The sequence below is a fragment of the Veillonella atypica genome (assembly GCF_041431435.1).
In the GTDB taxonomy this organism is placed as follows: domain Bacteria; phylum Bacillota; class Negativicutes; order Veillonellales; family Veillonellaceae; genus Veillonella; species Veillonella atypica.
This window is the reverse complement of record NZ_JAPVXV010000001.1, coordinates 517,560-538,798: the sequence shown is the minus strand read 5'-3', so window position 1 is coordinate 538,798 and position 21,239 is coordinate 517,560. Positions and strand designations below refer to the sequence as shown.

21 protein-coding genes are annotated in these 21,239 nt (G+C 37.8%); all 21 read left to right on the top strand.

The features are described from left to right. Window positions 1–250: 250 nt before the first annotated feature. Window positions 251–484 (top strand): FeoA family protein, encoded by a 234-nt coding sequence (locus O3598_RS02560; protein WP_005376797.1) that lies wholly within the window; start codon window positions 251–253, stop codon window positions 482–484. Window positions 485–493: 9 nt separating this feature from the next. Beyond that, on the top strand, window positions 494–2,863 hold the full coding sequence (feoB, locus tag O3598_RS02555) for a ferrous iron transport protein B (RefSeq protein WP_371451644.1): 2,370 nt from the start codon (window positions 494–496) through the stop codon (window positions 2,861–2,863). 232 nt (window positions 2,864–3,095) lie between these two features. Next, window positions 3,096–3,290 carry a FeoB-associated Cys-rich membrane protein gene (locus O3598_RS02550; protein ID WP_005380969.1) on the top strand — a complete coding sequence of 65 codons (195 nt, stop codon included), beginning with the start codon at window positions 3,096–3,098 and terminating at the stop codon, window positions 3,288–3,290. Between the two features lie 102 nt (window positions 3,291–3,392). Further along, window positions 3,393–3,653 carry a DUF6110 family protein gene (locus O3598_RS02545; RefSeq protein ID WP_005376730.1) on the top strand — a complete coding sequence of 87 codons (261 nt, stop codon included), beginning with the start codon at window positions 3,393–3,395 and terminating at the stop codon, window positions 3,651–3,653. Window positions 3,654–3,668: 15 nt separating this feature from the next. Continuing rightward, entirely contained in the window at window positions 3,669–5,804 is a 2,136-nt protein-coding gene (locus O3598_RS02540) for a heavy metal translocating P-type ATPase (RefSeq protein WP_275249524.1), read from the top strand. Between the two features lie 141 nt (window positions 5,805–5,945). Then, window positions 5,946–6,353: a hypothetical protein gene (locus O3598_RS02535; RefSeq protein ID WP_005376838.1), complete on the top strand. Its 408-nt coding sequence runs from the start codon at window positions 5,946–5,948 to the stop codon at window positions 6,351–6,353. Further along, a complete protein-coding gene (locus O3598_RS02530) occupies window positions 6,346–7,185 on the top strand; it encodes a hypothetical protein (RefSeq protein ID WP_009660868.1) in 840 nt (279 codons plus the stop codon). The genes O3598_RS02535 and O3598_RS02530 overlap by 8 nt, the downstream gene beginning before the upstream one ends. Before the next feature lie 56 nt (window positions 7,186–7,241). Further along, complete coding sequence (locus O3598_RS02525) at window positions 7,242–7,919, top strand: ECF transporter S component (protein ID WP_156717666.1); 678 nt, start codon at window positions 7,242–7,244, stop codon at window positions 7,917–7,919. Between the two features lie 71 nt (window positions 7,920–7,990). Beyond that, window positions 7,991–8,134 (top strand): six-cysteine ranthipeptide SCIFF, encoded by a 144-nt coding sequence (gene scfA, locus O3598_RS02520; RefSeq protein WP_004693318.1) that lies wholly within the window; start codon window positions 7,991–7,993, stop codon window positions 8,132–8,134. 167 nt (window positions 8,135–8,301) lie between these two features. Further along, window positions 8,302–9,711 (top strand): thioether cross-link-forming SCIFF peptide maturase, encoded by a 1,410-nt coding sequence (scfB, locus tag O3598_RS02515; protein ID WP_038125171.1) that lies wholly within the window; start codon window positions 8,302–8,304, stop codon window positions 9,709–9,711. 38 nt (window positions 9,712–9,749) lie between these two features. Further along, window positions 9,750–12,047, top strand: coding sequence for a carbamoyltransferase HypF (hypF, locus tag O3598_RS02510; RefSeq protein ID WP_038125173.1), 2,298 nt, complete (start codon window positions 9,750–9,752; stop codon window positions 12,045–12,047). 114 nt (window positions 12,048–12,161) lie between these two features. Further along, a complete protein-coding gene (locus O3598_RS02505; protein ID WP_005376745.1) occupies window positions 12,162–12,413 on the top strand; it encodes a HypC/HybG/HupF family hydrogenase formation chaperone in 252 nt (83 codons plus the stop codon). Then, on the top strand, window positions 12,373–13,491 hold the full coding sequence (gene hypD, locus O3598_RS02500; protein WP_371451641.1) for a hydrogenase formation protein HypD: 1,119 nt from the start codon (window positions 12,373–12,375) through the stop codon (window positions 13,489–13,491). The genes O3598_RS02505 and hypD overlap by 41 nt, the downstream gene beginning before the upstream one ends. After that, window positions 13,491–14,498: a hydrogenase expression/formation protein HypE gene (gene hypE / locus O3598_RS02495; RefSeq protein ID WP_227068157.1), complete on the top strand. Its 1,008-nt coding sequence runs from the start codon at window positions 13,491–13,493 to the stop codon at window positions 14,496–14,498. Before hypD ends, hypE begins: the two co-directional genes overlap by 1 nt. Window positions 14,499–14,683: 185 nt before the next feature. After that, entirely contained in the window at window positions 14,684–15,130 is a 447-nt protein-coding gene (locus tag O3598_RS02490; protein WP_005376809.1) for a hypothetical protein, read from the top strand. A gap of 114 nt (window positions 15,131–15,244) precedes the next feature. Beyond that, window positions 15,245–16,375: a hypothetical protein gene (locus O3598_RS02485; protein WP_009660849.1), complete on the top strand. Its 1,131-nt coding sequence runs from the start codon at window positions 15,245–15,247 to the stop codon at window positions 16,373–16,375. A 15-nt stretch (window positions 16,376–16,390) separates the two neighbouring features. After that, window positions 16,391–17,941 carry an LptA/OstA family protein gene (locus tag O3598_RS02480; RefSeq protein ID WP_005380916.1) on the top strand — a complete coding sequence of 517 codons (1,551 nt, stop codon included), beginning with the start codon at window positions 16,391–16,393 and terminating at the stop codon, window positions 17,939–17,941. An 11-nt stretch (window positions 17,942–17,952) separates the two neighbouring features. Next, window positions 17,953–18,813, top strand: coding sequence for a UTP--glucose-1-phosphate uridylyltransferase GalU (gene galU, locus O3598_RS02475; protein WP_005380854.1), 861 nt, complete (start codon window positions 17,953–17,955; stop codon window positions 18,811–18,813). Window positions 18,814–18,991: 178 nt separating this feature from the next. Next, on the top strand, window positions 18,992–19,534 hold the full coding sequence (locus O3598_RS02470) for a hotdog family protein (protein WP_016475416.1): 543 nt from the start codon (window positions 18,992–18,994) through the stop codon (window positions 19,532–19,534). Between the two features lie 24 nt (window positions 19,535–19,558). Further along, window positions 19,559–20,071: a biotin transporter BioY gene (locus O3598_RS02465; protein ID WP_038125180.1), complete on the top strand. Its 513-nt coding sequence runs from the start codon at window positions 19,559–19,561 to the stop codon at window positions 20,069–20,071. 58 nt (window positions 20,072–20,129) lie between these two features. After that, complete coding sequence (locus O3598_RS02460) at window positions 20,130–21,236, top strand: thiolase family protein (protein ID WP_371451637.1); 1,107 nt, start codon at window positions 20,130–20,132, stop codon at window positions 21,234–21,236. Window positions 21,237–21,239 lie beyond the last annotated feature (3 nt).

Below are 21,239 nucleotides of genomic sequence, written 5' to 3'. Positions count from 1 at the left end.
CGGTAATGAGAAATCTTATTGTGTATATAATATTAAAATGGATAGACCCTTATTTTATAAGTACGTTTGGTATGTTTTTAAAATAGGTATAATCATATTTAATAATAAATATAAATATTTTGAATAACAAAATGATAATTATTGTTGAAATTATGAACTCTCATGATATAATAGTTTAAGATATTAATACGCATTATTATTTGGTGTGTTTAATATGAGGTTGTTAGGTACAATAATTAGGAGGTGTCGTATGGCTATCAAAAAGTTAAAAGACATGAAACCAGGTGAGTCTGGTCTTATTGTTACACTACATGGCAGTGGCAACGTTAAGCATCGTCTAATTGACATGGGTCTTGTACATGGTACAAAAATCCATGTTATGAAGTTTGCCCCTTTGGGGGATCCGGTGGAAATCAAAGTAAAAAACTTTGAATTAGCACTTCGTAATAGCGAAGCTGGCATGATTGATGTAGAGGTTCAATAGGAGGTTCACATGGCAGAAAAAGGGCAAATTCGAATTGCCTTAGCAGGTAACCCTAACTGTGGTAAAACTACAATGTTTAACAATATCACAGGGGCGAAGCAACACGTTGGTAACTATGCCGGCGTTACAGTAGAAAAAAAGGAAGGCTATAAGAAATTTGATGGCCATGAGTTATTGTTTATTGACTTGCCAGGTACATATAGCTTAACTGCACGTTCCTTGGATGAGTTAGTAGCGCGTAATGTTATCGTAAATGATAACCCAGATGTAATTGTTAATGTTCTTGATGCATCTAATTTGGAACGTAACTTATATTTAGCTGCACAATTATTGGAACTTGAAAAGCCAATGGTTATTGCTCTAAACATGTCTGATGTTGCTGAAGATATGGGCATTAAATACGACCTAAAAAAAATGGCAGAAATGACAGGGGCTACAATTGTTAGCACAGTAGGTCGTACTAATATTGGTACAAAAGAGTTGCTAGAAGCAACAGTTAGTGTAGCTGCTTCTCAAAAAGCTCCTGGTGTAACAATTAACTATGGTGATTTGTTAGAAGGCAAAATTAGTGAACTTGTAGAAGAACTAAAACAAGCTGGTACTGTTACATATCCACTTCGTTGGGTTGCTGTTAAGTTGTTAGAAAAAGATGCGGACGTTATTGGCAAAGTTATGCGCTTTGAAAATACAGAAGCTGTTATTGAAAAAGCGAAAGCGATTCGTGAAGAAATCAAAGATCAAGTCGATCTTGATGTAATATTCCAAGAATATCGTCACCGCTTCGCAGTAGAAGTATATAATACATGTTTAACACAGGCTCCTACACAATTAGAAACGCGTTCTGACCGTTATGATAAAATTTTAACTCACCGTATTCTTGGTTTGTCAATTTTTATGGTTGTAATGTGGTTACTATTTAACTTTGTAAATACTGTAGGTGCTATTCCTCAAGGTTGGATTGAAGATGGCTTTACTGCATTACAAGCATGGGTTGTAACAGTTATTCCAGAAGGTCAGTTACAATCACTTATTTCTGATGGTATCATCGCCGGTGTAGGTGCTGTATTATCCTTCGTACCATTAATTCTATTATTATTCCTTGGTATCTCTTTCTTGGAAGATACAGGGTATATGGCACGTGCTGCCTTCGTTATTGACCGTGTAATGCGCGCTTGTGGTTTACATGGTAAATCGTTTATTCCTTTATTATTAGGTTTTGGTTGTTCCGTACCATCCGTAATGGGTGCACGTATCCTTGATAACTACAAAGATCGTATGGTAACAATCTTAATTACTCCATTCATGAGTTGTTCTGCACGCTTACCTGTTTATACTTTGTTTGCAGCAGCATTTTTCCCTCCTGAATGGGCTGGTACTGTAGTATTTGCTGTGTATGCATTAGGTATTGTATTTGGTATCGTATTTGCTAAAATTTTCCGCAAATATTTATTTGCTGGCGAAGCAGAACCATTCGTAATGGAATTGCCTCCATATCATTTACCAACTTTAAAAGCTACATTAACTCATATGTTTGAACGTGGTATTATGTACCTTAAAAAAGCAGGTACTTTCATCCTTGCTGCTTCCATCCTCGTATGGTTCATCACAACATATCCAATGGATGTAGAATACTCCAAAGATTATGATGCATTGCATGATCAAGTAGCTCAAACATATGAAATGAAAGATGCAGAAACTTTGGCTCATTTTGGTATCGCTACAGATGAACAAAAAGACCAAGTTAATGAAATCGTAGATAATATGAAATCTACTGTAGCAGATGCTACTACACAAGCAGAGGATGCTGGAGAAGCTGCTCCTGAAATCGAAGTAGAAGATGATTCTGAAGCACCTGAATTGTTCAATGACATTAAAGAACAAAATGAACAATTATTCCCAGTAGCATGGGCTATGTATAAAAATAGCGCTAATTTAGATGATGAAAATCAAAAAATTGACGAAGAAAAAAATTCTGAAAAATTGGAACAATCCTATGCTGCTATGTTCGGTAAAGCAATCAACCCAGTTCTTAAACCATTAGGCTTTGACTGGAAAATCGGTGTATCTCTTGTGGCTGGTTTAGCGGCTAAAGAAGTTGTTGTATCTACATTGGGTACTATCTATGCAGTAGGTGGCGATACAGATCATCCTCAAGCATTGACTGATTACTTACAAAATGATCCACACTTTACACCATTGATTGCATTAACATTAATGCTATTCATCTTGATTTACCCGCCATGTATCGCAGCGCTAGCAGTTATTAAACGCGAAACTGGTTCTTGGAAATGGATGTTATTCATGTTCTGTTATGAAAATGCTTTCGCATGGATTGCATGCTTTATTTTCTACAATATTGGTTTGGCACTAGGCTTCTAATTAAAGCGTAGTTAATCACTATGGTTTACATTCCTTAGATACCTAGAACTAAATTGTATTGACATAATGTAATTTAATTATAGAAAAAATTTAAAATAGCTCTTGCCAATTATCATTATTTGTGGTTAAATGATAATGAGAAAAGGGAAATATCCAAATATATTGCTTTTAACTCATTTATCATATATCAATTTATGAAAATTTGGTGGATATTGAGAAAGAAGGAATTATAATGGATAACCTAATTATAGGACTCATAGTGATATTAGCATTGGCTTATCTTGGTACAAAAATTTATAAACAAGTGTCTGGTAAGGGTGGCTGCGGCTGTGGTAGCGGTGGCTCCAAAAAATCTTCTAGTTGCGGTGGTAACTGCAGCTGTGATGGTTCGAACAAGGCGCTTGGTATTAAACGTACCGCTAAGTAAGCTAATACGAATTCTGAATTTGAAAGAGGGGTCTCTATAATGGCTCCTCTTTTCAAATATAGTAAGTAAATTTTTATATATTTAGTAGAAAGGGATATTATCATGTTCAACTTCAATCAAAACAATCTTAAAAACGCTAACTTATTCGCAGCAGGTCTTGCATTGGGTACTGTAGGTCTTAAAGTGTTGACTTCTAAAGACGCTAAAAAAGTATATGCTGGTATCGTAGCAGCTGGCCTTCGCGCTAAAGAAACTGTATTGGAAACTGCTGAAAAAGTACAAGCTTCCGCATCTGATGTATTGGCAGAAGCTCAAGAAATCAACGAAGCACGCAACGAAGAAATCTTTGAAGAAAATAAATAATAGAAGGATTTAACTATGTTACAATTTTCTGTTGTACGAAAACTCAGAAATCGCTTGCATATTAAGGTAACAGGTCATCGCTTTACAGAAGCTGAAGCTGCTTATGTAGAGGATACATTATTACTTAATGATGCAATTTTAGACGTAACCTTCTATACACGTAGCAGTCAGATCGTCATTAAACATACTGGCGATTCTGAATCTGTACGTGATGCGGTGTTAGGTCTACGCGATTTAGATTTGTCCGAAGCTCCTGCTTTGAATGAATACTCTCCGCGCTTGGTAAATAAAAAATATCGTGAAATGATGATTAATCGCACTGCTATTTACTTAGGTAAAAAAGCAGTGTTACCTGCACCGATTGCGGCAGCATGGGCATGGTTTGACGGTATTAAATTTATCGGCAAAGCGATTAAAACATTGTGGCAACGTAAGTTAACCGTAGAGGTTCTCGACGGTGTTGCTATTGGTGCAGCTTTACTTCAAAAAGATTATCCTACAGCTGGTGCTGTTATGTACCTATTAGGTATTGGCGATATCTTAGAAGAATGGACTCACCGTAAATCTGTATTGAATCTTGCTCAAAGCATGTCTTTGAATGTTGATAAAGTATGGGTTTTAGTTGACGACATTGAAGTGAGCAAGCCAGTTAACGAAGTTGTGGCAGGTGATAAAATCATTATTCGCCAAGGCGAAGTGATTCCATTGGATGGCGTCGTTATCGATGGTGTTGTTCTTGTTAATGAAAGCTCCATGACTGGTGAACCAGAAGCGGTTCGTCGCGATCAAGACAGTTCTGTATATGCAGGTACTGTTGTTGAAGACGGTAAAGCTATTGTAGAAGTACGTAGCACATCTAAATCTTCTCGTTACGAAAAAATCGTTAACCTTATCGAAGAATCTGAACAAATGAAATCCGGTATGGAACAACAAGCATATCGCATGGCTGATAAATTAGTTCCAATAAGCTTTATTGGTGCTGGTTTAACATATTTGTTGACTCGTAATGTGATGAAAGCATTGTCTTTCGTAATGGTTGACTTCTCTTGTGCTCTAAAATTATCCATTCCATTAGCAGTACTTTCCGCTATGCAAGAAGCATCTAAACGCGGTATCACTGTTAAAGGCGGTAAATTCTTAGAACAAATTGCACAAGCAGATATGATTGTATTCGATAAAACAGGTACTCTTACAAAAGCAGAACCTGAGTTTGAACAAATCATTCCATTTAATGGTCATGATGCAGATGAAATGTTAAAATTGGCTGCATGTATTGAGGAACATTTCCCTCACTCCATGGCAAAAGCAATTGTACGTGCTGCTAAGGATCATTCCTTGCCTCACAAGGAAATGCACTCCGACGTAGAATACGTTGTAGCTCATGGTATTGCATCTAAAGTTGGCCGCTACCGTGTACGCATTGGTAGTGCTCACTACATCTTTGATGATGAAAAAACAAAGATTCCTGCAGATGAACAAGAAAAGTTCAATAATTTACCAAATTCATCTTCCCATATTTACCTCGCTATTGGAGGTACACTAGCAGCGGTTATTTGTATTAAAGACCCTGTACGCGATGAATCTAAACAAGTTATTGCTGATTTACATGCTTTAGGCATTAAAAAGATTGTCATGATGACTGGTGACTCTAAACGCAATGCGCAACGCGTAGCTGATGAACTCGGTATCGATGAAGTGCATGCAGAGGTATTGCCAGAGGATAAAGCAGCTTATGTAAAACAAGCAAAAGCTGAAGGTTATACTGTCATGATGGTAGGGGATGGTATCAATGATTCCCCAGCTATTTCTGAAGCACATGTGGGCATCGCAATGAATGAAGGTGCTCCTATTGCACAAAAAATTGCGAATGTTACGATTTCTTCTGATAATCTACAAGCTCTTGTAGATTTACGCCGCATTTCTATGGCCTTGATGAAACGCATCAAGTCCAATTACAATGGCATTGTTGGTTTCAATGGTGCTCTTGTAGGTGGTGGCGTACTTGGTTTCATGCCTCCAAGTCAAACTGCTTGGTTACATAACCTATTCACATTGGGTATTGGTATTGAAAGCATGACTCCATTGTTGAAAGAAGAAAAATCTGAAGACAAACATACAATTGATATTACTGCAGAATCTACTGTTGCATAATACTTGATTGTTTCCTGTTTCGCACATGGATTTTATTAAAAGACCTCTTATAGAAAATTTCTATAAGAGGTCTTTTTTTGTGGCATTTTACTGGTGTGTAGTGTACAATATCAAGTGATTAATTATCTTAGGAGAACGTATATGAACACTATATTAGATATTTGTAAACGATCACTATATATGAATATATTTATCGTGGCCATTCCTGTTATTTCTTATATGATTCATAATGGATCTAGTGCTACAGTGGCATTGGTATGGTATTTATTGCTATCCTTGTGTATCCCTTGGGCCTATTTATCGTTTAAAGCTAGTACATTTGGCGCTGAAAACAAACGGATTAACCGCATTATATATGTGCTGGGTTGGGCTGTTATTCAGTTTGCTACCTATAAGCTAATGTTTCTTGGGTTGGATTTAAATTGGCTTTGGGGCTTGCCATCCGTTGGACGTGATATTATCTTCCTTGTCGGTATGTATGGTCAAGTTACCATTGTTCTCATTATAGCTTATTTAATTTCTCAATTGCTGGGAGGTTCACATGAATAAGCAATTTATTGTATTTACTTTAGTTAGTGCCTTTTTTGTAAGTGTAGTGACTGCTGTATTACATCAAACCGGTTTGGGATCTCCCTATCTCACATTTCCCGTTTTATCTCTATTGGTACCTGTTCTCTTACAACGGATGCGACAAGGACAATTTGGTGAATTGCCAATTCATATGGGGTACCATGTATACAGTTGGGCTATTTTTACGGTTATTAATCTATTCACTACGCCGTTCAATGTAACATTGGAAAATCAAGCGCTTATAGTACTAGTCTTTTTAGGTGTATATTTTTTTATACAGATTTTGCTTGAGTTGGTAGCTTTATTGATGACATTTTTCTTCAAACGTCGCCATAGATGGGGTGCTGTTGATGAAGCTTTAGATATGGCCGTGTATATTGTACCGATTCCATTTATCTATTTAGGTTCTATTTTTTACATCAATTTAACGGATCCTATCATGGCAGCTTATTTTGGCCCTACCATTAGTTTGAATGCTTTGGTGGGGGAATTCCTATTCATCATCATTTCGATGTTAGTCTTTGCATTCTATATGTACCCTCGAAATGGTGAATATAAAGGGACGAGATTATTGCGTATTGTCGTTACTGCTGCTATGCTATTAGCTATGAATGGTCATATATTATATGGTGGGTATATTCCGGAATTTGTGAAAGCAATAGCACCTACGGTATTTCCAATCTATCAAGGTAATCCACTTGTATTCTTTACACCAGGATTACTGGAATTTGTGTTTATTATCGTATCTGTACTAATTGGTAAATTAGTAGAGATAGGTGTAATAAAAGCTCTTACTAAGAGCAAAGGTTAATTTTATTTCTAGTTTCGACTCATATCCCAAGAGAATGAGAGCGGAGGAGGATTTTTATGAATGAAAATGTGAAGGATGGTAACCAACAGGTATCAATCCAAGAACAACAAGCGACACAATCGGAGCGTAAACAGAGTAAGGAAACCGTTACGAAATCGGGCTTAACATTGCGCGAATTAACCATTGTGGGTCTATTAGCGGCCATTACTATTATTCTAGGTCTTTCTGGCTATGGTATTATGGCGTTAGGACCATTGAATGTCACTACATTACATGTCCCAGCATTAATTGGTGCCTTAGTTGAAGGGCCTAAGGTTGGTGCGTTCGTAGGATTGATTTTTGGTGTATATAGCTTCTGGCAAAATTTTACGGCACCAAATATTTTGTCACCACTGTTTATTAATCCGTTAGTATCAGTATTACCTCGGATTATATTCCCTGTATTGGCTGTTTTGGTATACAAAGCATTATGGAAGGTACCACAAGGTCCACGCTTGATAGTTTCTGCATTTATGGGCACTATATTCCATACATGTATGGTAATGGGGCTAATCTATGTGATATACGCGGATATGTTCGCACAGGCAATGCATCTTTCATCTGATCAAGTTATGGGAACTATTTTAGTATTGTCTGTTACTCATGGTATTCCAGAAGCCATCTTTGCAGGCGTTATCGTAACACCGATTGCATTGGCGTTGCGAAAAGCATTGCGTAAGGACGTACAAAAATAATTTATATTTTACATAGTTTGAATATCTATGATAAAATAACAGTAATACAATAAGTATTGAGGAGGATAATCATGGCTAAACGTATTCGTACAATCAACACTGAATCTTTACAAAAAACTGCTAAAACTGGCGGTTGTGGTGAATGCCAAACTTCTTGCCAATCCGCTTGCAAAACAAGCTGTACAGTAGGCAACCAAGTTTGCAAACAAAAATAATAAAAAGAGAGCCGATGGCTCTCTTTTTTTATGTATGTAATATATACATACTGTTTATGGTATATATTTATGAGGACTTTTAGCACGATGGACAAAAAATGTGGTACAATTATCTAGAAAGTTCTATATAGTTTAGCGCTTTCACATACACATAATTTGGAGGTACCATGTTAGAATTAAAACCAATGATCCATAAGTTTCGGATGAAAGATAACTACTATTGTTTAGATGTAAATAGCGGTATCATTCACGTTATTGATGAACTCATTGATAAAGTATTAGATATATATGACGGCACCAATCGTGATGCAGTCCATGCAGCGTTAGATAGCTCTCAGGATCCTGTAGAATTAAATGAAATCATGGATGAATTAGATGAGCTCATCGCTGCAGAACAACTCTTTGCTCCTATGAGCACCGAATTCAAGCTTGTAGTTGGGGAAAAACCAATCGTTAAAGCATTGTGTCTTAATATTGCCCATGACTGTAATTTAGCATGTAAATATTGCTTTGCTAGTCAAGGCGATTACGGCGGTGTAAAACGCGAATTGATGAGCTTTGATGTAGCTAAACGTGCTGTTGATTTTCTCATTCAAATGAGTGGCACTCGTCAACATTGCGAAATCGATTTCTTCGGTGGTGAACCCCTTCTTAATTGGGACGTGGTGAAACAAACTGTAGAATATATCGAGCAAGAGGCGCCAAAACATAATAAAATCTTTAAATTGACGTTGACTACTAATGGTATGTTATTGTCTCAAGAGAAAATCGATTATGTAAACGAACATAAAATGAGCTTGGTCTTGTCTCTAGATGGCCGAGAAGATGTGCATAATGCTATGCGCCCAGTCGCTGGCAGTGGAGCTAACTCTTATGAGTATATTGCTAAAAATCTTGTAAATGCTGTAAAGCAACGTCATGGTTTAGAATATTATGTACGTGGTACATATACGCATAAGAATCTTGATTTTACTAAAGATGTATTGGCTATGTCTGATTTAGGCTTTGAACACTTATCTATGGAGCCTGTAGTAGGTGAAGAAGGCGATTATGTACTTCGCGAAGAAGATTGGCCAACGCTTGAGAAGGAATATGAAACATTAGCATATATATATTTGCAACGTCAAAAGGACGGGTGGGGTGAGAAATTTAATTTCTTCCACTTCCGTATGGACTTGTACCGTGGACCTTGTATGGCAAAACGTTTGCGTGGCTGTGGGGCTGGTCATGAATATATGGCGGTAGTACCAAATGGGGATATTTATCCATGTCACCAATTTGTAGGCAAAGATGGTTATATACTTGGTAATGTATACGAAGGTTTAAAAAATACTGAAATTCCAAAGGATTTCCGTAACACACATGTGTTTACAAAACCTACCTGTGCAGAATGTTGGGCTAAATTCTTCTGCTCTGGTGGCTGTCATGCCAATAACATTACATTGGGTGGAGATTTACAAACGCCTTATGAGTTTGGCTGTCGTCTACAAAAGAAACGAATTGAATGTGCTATCATGATTCAAGCTGAACTTGAACAAGCTGGCATCGATGGTAGTATTCCTGTAGCATTAGGATAGACATTTTAAATAAGATATATTTTGTAATAGGAGCCGCTATGGACACTAGATTGGATAAAAAACAAACTATTGAACGTTGGGGGATTCGATTTACAGGTATTGTACAAGGGGTCGGATTTCGACCCCTTGTTTCTATGTGGGCCCATCAATTAGGGATTAGTGGATTTGTATATAATGATAGTTCCGGTGTATATGTAGAGGCCCAATCCGACATAGATACATTGCAATTATTTGTTGATACGATTCAGGAAGAACAGCCGCGATTATGCCGTATCACACATGTGAGCATTACAAAGATTGATCCATCTGTAAATGATGATGATAAGGAATTTGTTATCGCTCAGTCTCCTGTGGATGGTACTGTAAATACGTTTATTAGTGCCGATACATCACCGTGTGATGATTGTTTGGCTGAAATGAAGGAATCTGGTAGGAGGTATGATTATCCTTTTATCAACTGTACCAATTGTGGACCTCGATATTCCATTATTAAATCCATGCCCTATGATCGAGAACGAACTACCATGTCTGATTTCACCATGTGTGAAGCTTGCCATGAGGAATACGTTGATGTGAATGGTCGTAGGTATCATGCGGAACCAAATGCTTGTGAACAATGCGGACCGAGCTACCAACTATTAGATAAGAATGGTAATCTCTGTATCGTTGATGATTGTTTTGAAACTGCTATAGAAATGATATCAAATGGTGCGATTATTGCATTAAAGGGAATTGGTGGATATCACTTGGTTTGTGATGCTACTAATGATAAAGCAGTACAAACATTACGGGAGCGAAAGCATCGCAAGGATAAGCCGTTTGCTATTATGGCAGGTTCCATTGATATCGTAGAAGACTTTGCCGTCGTTAGCGATGGAGACTTAGATGCATTAAGCGCTATGGCAAGGCCTATTGTTTTATTAGAGAAAAATGATAATTTTCATGCGTCTATAAGTGAGTTAGTAGCCCCTAATAATCATTTAATTGGTGTTATGTTACCGTATGCACCTATCCATCATGTGTTAGTACCGCATGATGCGAAATGGGTTATGACAAGTGGTAATGCGAGCGGTGATTCCGTTATATATGATGATGAAAAAGCTTTTTTAGAATTGCAGACTATAGCAGATTATTTTTTGACACATAATCGTCAAATTTATGCACCTGTAGATGATTCGATTGTATCAGTGGTGGAAGATACACCTATTTTAATTCGTCGAAGTCGCGGGTATATTCCTGAACCGATTCATTGTGAGTCGATTACAGATCTACCGATACTCGCCATGGGTAGTGATTTAAAGAATACATTTGCGATTAATAAAAAGCAGGAAGTATTGCTAGGACCTCATATAGGTGATTTAGCAAGTGAATCAACTCATAACACTTTTGAGTGGACCATCGAACGATATGAACAGCTGTTTGATGTGAAGCCGAAAGCAATTGTCATGGATAAGCATCCATCATTTTTCTCTTCTAATTATGGTCGACAATTAAGTAAAACGCTAAATCTTCCGGCTATAGAGGTCCAACATCATCATAGTCACATCGCAGCTGTTATGGCTGAATACGATTTAAAATATCCTGTTCTTGGAATTTGTTTTGATGGCACTGGGTATGGTGACGATGATACGATTTGGGGCGGCGAATTTATGCTATGTTATGGCGCAGAGTATATGCGTGTTGCCCATATACATGTAGCGCCTTTGCCTGGTGGTGAAAAAGCGGTAAAAGAACCATGGCGTCAAGCTTTATGGTACTTACGGAATTATTATGGAGAAGAGTTACCTAATATATACAAAACATGGTTAACCACATTGCCTAAAGGCTGGCAAATTCTAGATAAGGCATTGCAATCAGACATGTCGATGATGATGACATCTAGTGCAGGTAGATTATTTGATGTGATTGGTTGTTTGTTGGGCTTAGGAAATGAACACTCTTTTGATGCACAGATCGCCATAGCATTAGAATCTGCATGTGCAAATGAAGAAGGACGATTGTTAGATTTTAACTATGATGGGCAAGTATTAGATCTCGTGCCTGCAGTTCAACAGATTATGGATGGCTATTCTCAAGGTGAAAGTGTATCCTCGTTAGCGGCGAGCTTCCATAAAACACTGGCCATTGCTATTTGTGAAGTTGGAGCTGATTTGTGTGAGCGCTATGGCATCGATGATGTATGTATCGGTGGTGGCGTTTTTCAAAATCGCAGATTATTAGCCTCCTTACAACATAAATGGCACCATGGCACATTATATATTAATAAAAAAGTACCATGTAATGATGGTGGTTTATCGTTGGGACAATTGTGGATTGCTCATCAAAAAAATATATAAACGTATCATTGGTTACATAAGAGTTCTTAGTTTTGTGATACAATTAAATTAATCAAAATATTTGGATTAATAGTTATAAATAGATGTATAAGTATATTTACAAAAGGAGGGCGTATGTGTTTAGCAGTACCAGCACAGTTAATTTCTATTAATGAAGCCATTGGCACAGTAGAATTAACAGGTGCAACGCGCGATTGTAGTTTGCTTCTCGTGCCAGATGCAAAGGTGGGAGACTGGTTATTAGTACATGCCGGTTTTGCAGTTCAAATTGTAGATGAAGAAGAAGCGAAGGCAACCTTAGATGCCTTCCGGGAGTTGGAAGAACTTGAAGAAGCTTACTTTGCAGGAAAAACAGAAAACAGCTGATGCTTTATTACACCGTATTAGCGAACTACATACACCTGGTGAACGGGTGCGACTTATGGAAGTTTGTGGCACACATACAGTCTCTATTTTTAGAGAAGGGTTACGACAATTATTGCCTTCGGGAATAGAATTAGTCAGTGGCCCTGGATGTCCTGTGTGTGTAACTGATCAAGTGTATATGGATAAAGCGTTAGAGTATGCAAAACGAGATGATGTTATTATTGCAACCTTTGGGGATATGCTAAAGGTGCCAGGTAGTTATAGCAGTCTTAGTGAAGCTCAAACACAGGGCGCTCATATTCATGTTATCTATACGCCGTTAGAAGTGTTGGAACTAAGTAAAAAACACCCGGATAAATATATAGTATTTTTAGCTATAGGGTTTGAAACGACGATTGCTGTCATCGGTGCCACTGTGAAAGCTGTAGCACAGGCTGGCGTGAAAAATGTATTATTCTTGGTGTCTCATAAATTGGTTCCGCCTGCATTACGCGCCTTATTAGACCGACAAGTAGGACAAATTGATGGCTTTATCTTGCCTGGGCATGTCAGTGTTATCATTGGCGAAAAACCATATCAATTTTTACCGGATGAGTATAAAATTCCATCCTGCATTGCTGGGTTTGATGGGGTAGAAATATTATCTGCTATCGTCAATATGTTAGAACAACGGAAAAGTGGTCATTTTGAAGTAGGTAATACCTATCACTCTGTTGTTATGAAGGAAGGCAATCCTGTGGCTGTGCGTATGATGAATGAAATATACGATGTTTGTGATGATGCATGGCGTGGTATTGGTATAATTCCAAGTTCTGGGTTACAGCTTAATGATGACTATGCATTTCTAGATGCAGAAAAGGTGTTACCTATACAGTTAGAAAAACCATCTCTTGATCCTAAAGGCTGTCAATGTGGTAGTGTATTACAAGGTTTAATCAAACCCAATGAGTGCCCGCTTTTTGGAAAAGCATGTACACCGGATCATGCAGTAGGTGCTTGTATGGTATCTGTAGAAGGTAGTTGTGCTGCATGGTATAAGTATGGCTTTTCTAGTGGCGGATTAGCCTGGGAGGATTAATGGAACGAGTTCGTTTAGTTCATGGCAATGGTGGCCGTTTTAGCCACGAATTGACAGAACGATTTATATTAAAATATTTTACTAATGATTTGTTAGCTCCCTTACATGATGGGGCACAATTTCCGGTAGACTCGGGGCGAATGGCTTTCACAACGGATTCCTATGTTGTACAGCCCACTTTTTTCCCGGGTGGTAATATCGGTAAATTAGCTGTATGCGGTACAGTTAACGACCTAGCTATGAATGGCGCTGTTCCACAATATCTTAGCTGTGGTTTGATTTTAGAAGAAGGTATTCCTTTCGACGAATTAGAAACAATTTTAAGCACCATGTCTGATATGGCAAAGCTTGCGAATGTACAAATTGTGACGGGTGATACGAAGGTCGTAAAAAAAGGTGAAGTTGATAAAATTTATATCAATACAGCCGGCATTGGTATGATTCCAGATGGCATAAATATAGGTCCGAATTTCGTAAAACCTAATATGGATATTATTCTGTCCGGATCTATTGGTGATCACTCTATAGCTGTCATGGGACAACGATTTGGGCTAGAATTATCAGACTCTGTTAAGACTGATTGTGCTCCATTGAACCATATGGTTCATGCTGTTTTAAATGCAGTAGGGCCTCAGGTTGCACTATTGCGTGATCCTACGCGCGGTGGTGTGGGTACTGTTCTTAAAGAGATTGCCGAACAAAGTCAAGTGGGGATAAAGGTTGAGGAATCTAAGTTTATCATTCATGATGAAGTTCGTTCCGTTTGTGATATTTTAGGTTACGATCCTTTATACTTAGCAAATGAAGGTAAATGTATTTTCGTTGTAGAGCCGTCTGTAACAAATGATGTGCTAGATATTTTACATAGTTATCCAGAAGGCTGTGAAGCGACTCATATCGGTGTAACCATGGATAAAAATATTGGTAAAGTAGGCCTACAAACATCGATTGGCGGTGTTCGTCTAGTAGATTTATTGGGTGAAGATCAAGTGCCTCGAATCTGTTAAGTCTTCTGGTTATAATTGTATGATTTGCGGTTAAAACATAGCTAAAAATTAAATTGCATAAAATTCATAATAAACTCATTGTATTTTTATATAATTTTACTATCTTTAAGTGTAAGTATTTATACTTTCACTAGAAACTATGTATAGAATTTGTTAAAATATAAGTATCTATTAGGAGGCTTATCATGAAAAAGAAAATTATGACCGCTGTTCTAGGAATTTGTTTAACTACAACTGCATTTGGTGGCATTTTAACCACTCAAGCTGGCGGCTTAAGTAGTATCCTTGGTGGTGCTGCTAAAATTGGTGGCGTTGGCATTCTAGTTAGTAAATTTGGTCCACAAATTGATTCTTTCTTAAATAAATTACTAAAACAAAATAATTTGAGTACTGAATATACTACAAAGGTTGTACCTATCATTAGTATTGGTACAAAAGGATATATTGGTGCTGCTCAAGTAACAGGACCTGCATCTAGTATCGAACAAGTTAAGGCTGTTGCTCAAGTTGAAGGTAGCTTTAATGGCATGGTTCGTGTTAAAGGTTTAGTACCAGTAGATAGTACAAATCCAGTGGGCGCTTCCCGTGTTCAAGGTGTAGGTGTATCTGCACTTATTGATTTAAAAATTTAATGGCCACTGAGATACTTCCTTAGAAGTACTCAGAAAATAAGCACGGTCTTAGGCCCGTGCTTATTGTGCTGTTTAACGTATATGTCCCATAGAGGATAAGTTGTGGAGGATTATATGAAGAAGCAAGTACTTACACTTTTGATGGCATCTTTGTTGACAGGTACCGCATTTGCTGCTCCTGGTACAGTAACGGAAAAAACACAAGTATTAGAAAGCACTGTATATGGTGCACCTCAAGATGGTGCCGTTGTGGATCGTATTAATCAATTGGATGAAACTGTATACGGCAACGGATTTTCTGGCAATACTGCTACATTGAGTAAACGTGTAGATTCTTTATATGATTCCGTTGAAGGTAGTGGTACTAATATTTCATTGCGTGAAGAAATGGACGCACTTGAATATACATACCAAAACAGCATTAATGATGGTTCCTTGGTAGAACGTGTTGAAAAGATGGAACGTAGTGTGAATGGTAGAATTTCAACAGGTTCATTACAAAAACGTATTATTAGCTTGAAAACCAAGGTATATGGTAGTAATGTAACTCTTACAAATCAAGTAGGAACACTATCTTCTGATCACGTGTTCAAGGTAACACTAAATGATGCAGTATCCACAAAAACAAGTCATGAAGGAGATACAATTAAATTCACTGTTGCTGAAAATGTAATGGATGGCAATGTATTGTTGGTGCCAGCTGGTACTGTAGGTTCTGCAACGATTACATCATTGAAAAAAGCGCGCTCTTTTGGACGTAATGGTGCATTAGATATAACTTTTGACTCTGTTCCTGCTATTGATGGTACAGAATTTACTGCTGTACAAGGTAATGAGGCTAAGGAAAAAACAAAGGGCGAAATTAAAGCAGCTGGTGCCTCTGTGGCTGGTGCAGTTCTACTTGGCCCTGTTGGCTTAGTAGGTGGTGCTTTCATTAAGGGTAAAAATATTGATTACCCAGTAGGCTCCACTGTATTTATTCAACCTCAAGACTCTGTATCTATTCAAGGTCTTGTTATTGGTGGTGATGGGTTAGCTCATAGTGATGATGAATTAGCTGAAGCCGTGACAGTACCGACTGCGAATGATGATTCCGTAGATAGCACTGTGGATGAAGCAGATGATTCAACTGTGAACACTGACGAAGAAGATACAAACACTGCTGATTCAGAAGAAGTAGAAGATACAAATGATACAGCAGAAAATGTTTCACAACCAATCGTCGTAGTAAAGCGTAACCAATAGAGGAGTTTAGTAACCATGAGGAAACAAAGAGTACAATGGCTCGTGGCAGCATGCTTGCTTTGTTTAGCCCAGCCAGCGTGGGCTGCTTCAGACTCAATTACATATCAAGATAGTTTAGATAGTATATCTGAATCCTATCCAGGTGAACTGCAACAACCTTCGACACCTGAACGCAGCAATATTCGTGTTGTTCGTCGTGGTGCTTCACCGATTACTGCACCGACAGAAAAGTTACCAACTCGTGTAGATGCAGATAAGATGACATATTCCGGTAGTACTGGCGATGTAAATGCTTTTGGTAATGTAGTGGTTACTCAAGGTAATCGCACATTACTAGCTAATCGTATCACTGGTAATACAAAAACCACAGAGTATCGAACTGCTGATGGTCCGTATCGCTACTTAGAAGATGGCGGTAAAACTAAAGATCTTACTGGTGATGTTATGACCTATCGTACCAGTGACCAACATTTTGATGCCGGTCATACGCAAGGTTGGTCTGATCCGTATTATGTGAAGGGGCAGAACTTATCCTATGATGGTCAAACCGGTTCCATCGAAAAAGGTATGATTACATCTAAGCATGCGATGGCATTTAAGCATACACCTGATTACCGTATTGAAGGTGAAGACATTAAAATTTACCCTGGCGATAAGGTGGTTATTCAACATCCAAGCTTTTACATCAAGAATTTTAAACTTTTTAGCTTGAAATCTTATACAAAATCTATACGTGGAGATAAACAAGGTAAAGTAAGTGCATTTTCTATTATGCCTCGTCCTATTTATAATAGTGATGATGGCATTGGATTGCGTGGTAATGCAGAAATTCCATTGGGTAAATCTGGTGAAGCGTATTTTGATTACAAATGGTATTCAAAATCTGGATTTAAGCCTCAAATTGGATATCGCTATTTCTTACCTTGGGGAACTGCATCCATCGGGTATAGTAAAGTATCCAATGAATATAATGATGAAACCGTATGGGTAGAAAAAATCGGCGAATTACGTCTTGATACACATACGTACCATATTGGTAAATCTCCATTTACTGCACGTGGTGAAACAAGTATTGGTTATTGGAAGGAAGGATCTGTAAAGGGGGTCCATAAGGACTATAAGGTAGAAGTATCTCATGATCCTATCAACCTTTGGAAAGATGGTACTTTGCGATTCTTCGGCGGTTATCAACGCGATTATTATGGCTATGATAAGTCGATACGTAGCATGCCGTACTGGGGCGCTCAATTCCGTACAGCTGTAGGACCTAGAGTTAATGCGTGGGTATCGTATAATCAACGCAATATTAACTATAATAACTCGCCATATCGCTTTGATAGTACAGAGCTTCCTAAGGAGCTCATCTATGGTGGTTCCTTTAAATTGACACGTCTCGATGATATTTCGGTGAGTGTTAAACAAAATATGATGAGTGGCGATGTGGATTCTATCTATTACACATACCATCGTGATTTGCACTCCTTTGATATGTATTTAACATATAAAGATTCTCATAAAAATAACAATAACCAATGGAAAATCAAATTCGTTGGTAAAGATTTCTAAGGAGCATACACATGAAGTCTATTCGTAAGGCTGTCATTCCAGCAGCTGGTTTCGGTACACGTTTTTTGCCAGCTACGAAAGCACAACCAAAGGAAATGTTGCCTATTGTTGATACACCGGCGATTCAATATATTGTAAAAGAAGCACTCGATTCTGGTATCGAAGAAATTCTTATCATAACAGGTCGTAGCAAACGCGCCATAGAAGATCATTTTGATAGCAGTGTCGAGCTAGAAGAGCTATTACAAAAGCAAGGTAAAAATAAACAATTAGCCATGGTAAAAGATTTGGCGGATATTAAAATTCATTTTATTCGTCAGAAATCACCGCGTGGTTTAGGTGATGCCGTATTATGTGCTAAAGCGTTTATTGGTGATGAGCCATTTGCTGTATTATTAGGTGATGACATTGTTTATAATCCAGAAAAACCATGCTTACAACAGTTGATGGATTGTTATGAACAACATCCAGGTATCATATTAGGTGCTCAATTTGTACCGAATGAAAAGGTAAGCTCCTATGGTATTGTGTCAGGCGAACCATTAGCTGATAACTTGTATCGCGTTCATGGCTTAGTAGAAAAACCAAGTGTTGATAAGGCACCGTCCAATTTAGCTGTTCTTGGTCGATATATTTTAACGCCTGATATTTTTGATATCTTAGAGAATACAAAACCAGGTGTAGGTAATGAAGTACAACTAACAGATGCATTAGCTGCATCCAAAACAGATACTTACGCTTTAGCCTATGAAGGTGTTCGCTATGATACAGGTGATAAATTAGGCTATTTGAAAGCTACCGTGGAATATGCGCTTCGTAATGAAGAATTAGGGGCAGCATTTAAGGAATATTTAAAAGGATTGAAGTTATAAAATAGCTTATATATTCTTTGGATTTAAATATAAAATTGAGGCCACCATTGATTATCAATGGTGGCTTTTGTTGTTAACTCGTATGTCATACTAGGTTGACTATAGTGTTTCCGTTGATTATAATTTAATAGTAATGGTATAAAACTATTATTATACTGATTAAATTATAAGGAGTAATATGCGAGATCTATTAGCTCTTTTAACGGATGAAGAAACGTTAAATTTACCTACTAATTGCGTTATTACGAAGGCTTATTTTGATACGCAAGGCACAGATGAAATTGTGTTTCATGGTGTAGAGTATAAAGGCAATCATATATCCGTTTGTATGTCCAATACAAGTGGTACGTTATGGGTTAATTTATTACAACTAACAAGACCTTTACAAATTCGTGAAACTCCTAAAGTTGATGATTCACTTAAACGTATTACATTTACAAAGGATGAAATTATACAATTTGTAGAGGATGTAAATGATCGCAATCGTATTCATCGTGAAGTTCCTTATATTGTGCCAGGGTTACTTATACTTGAGTATCTTTGGATGCATATGATAAATAGTAACACAAAGGTAGGCATGTCTATTCGTTTTTTATCTCCTATGCTTGCTAATGATTGTGTTTCTATTGAAAGCCAACGTGAAGGTAATGTCTTAGTTGGCGCGTTAGATGATATGATTCTTTTTAAGGCTCGTCTTTATGATGAGCATAGAACGAATTAAGATTTTATGTGAATGAGGTATATTATGGAAGCAAGACGTTTAACAAAAATGGCTTTATTAACAGCTCTTTTGTGTGTATCAGCATGGATTTCATTTCCATTGCCATTTAGCCCTGCTATGGTGACAGCATTAACATTAGTTGCTACTTTGACGGGTCTATTACTATCCCCTAAGGATACATTAATTGTATTTATCGTGTATGTACTACTTGGAACCGTAGGATTGCCAGTCTTTGTAGGCGGTACATCTGGATTGGGTAAATTACTCGGACCTACTGGCGGTTTCATTTTCTCTTGGCCTATAGCATATACATTGTTAAGTATCTGTAAAGGTAAATCTAGAAGTTTCTTATCCTATAGCTGGCGTTCAATAGTTATCACAATCCCTGTAGTGTATATTTTTGGTGTCGCTGGATTTATGATTGTTACAGGTACTCCATTTTGGGCATCTCTACCTATTGTGATGCTTCCATATATTCCTGGTGACATTGTTAAATGTTTAGTTGCCTCTTGGTTAGCTACAAAAATTAAAATATAATGATGATATGTGTAGGAGGTGTTATTAGTACACCTCCTTATTTATATGGAGTAATGCTATGCCTGTTTTCATTCATAATGGATTACGCACCCCCATTGGTGTCGTTAACGGACAATATAAATCAATACGCCCTGAATTACTTGGCGCCAAGGTATTAAATCAGCTATTTGACTCAAAAAAAGCATCTTCGTTGGATGCCATTTTTTGTGGCAATGCAGTTGGTACTGGTGGGAATATTGCTAGATTGATGGGGCTTTATAGTCATTTACCTAATACGATACCAGCAGTTACAGTAGACATGCAATGTGCATCAGGTATGATGAGCGTTGAGATGGCCTATGCTCATATTGCATCAGGAATGATGGATACAGTCATTGCTGGTGGTATTGAAAGTTCATCTTTACAACCACTAAGGACATATGCAGACCATGATGATCGCAGTGGTGATTATATGGTGGCACAATTTGCACCAAATGAAATATCGCCTTTAGCAATGTTAGAAGGGGCTGAACGTACCATGATAAAATATTGTGTAGGTGTAGAGGAGTTAAATCCTTACATTATTAGGAGCCATCAATGTGCACAACATGCTCGCGAACAAGGAATACTTTCACCATATATACTGGACATTGAAATAGATGGAAAGCGCTGCATTGATGAATCGATACGACCATCTATGAATGAAAAACTGTTAAATCGTATGAAGCCCTTATTAGGACCTAATTCTATAACGACAGCTGGCAATGCGTGCCTTACTCATGATGGTGCAGCCTTTGTTACATTGAGTAGTCAAGAAGGCCCATTTAGGATTGTGCATGCCATGCCTTGGGCGGGAGAGCCTCTATATAGTCCAGAAGGTGCTTTGTTAAGTACAAAGAAAATATTAGATGTTACCGGTCTTTCATCAACTGAAATTGATGTGTTTGAATGGAATGAAGCGTTCGCTGTCATTTCTGCTTTATTTGGACGAGAATATCCGAATCTTATTGATAGATATAATATGCTTGGTGGTGCACTAGCCTATGGGCATCCGTATGGTTGTTCTGGCGCTATGCTTTTGATACATTGCATGGCAGCTTTAGAGTACTGTAATGGTCACTATGGACTATGTGCCATTGCTGGCGCCGGCGGTACGGGAACCGCTATGATTATTGAACGTATATAGATA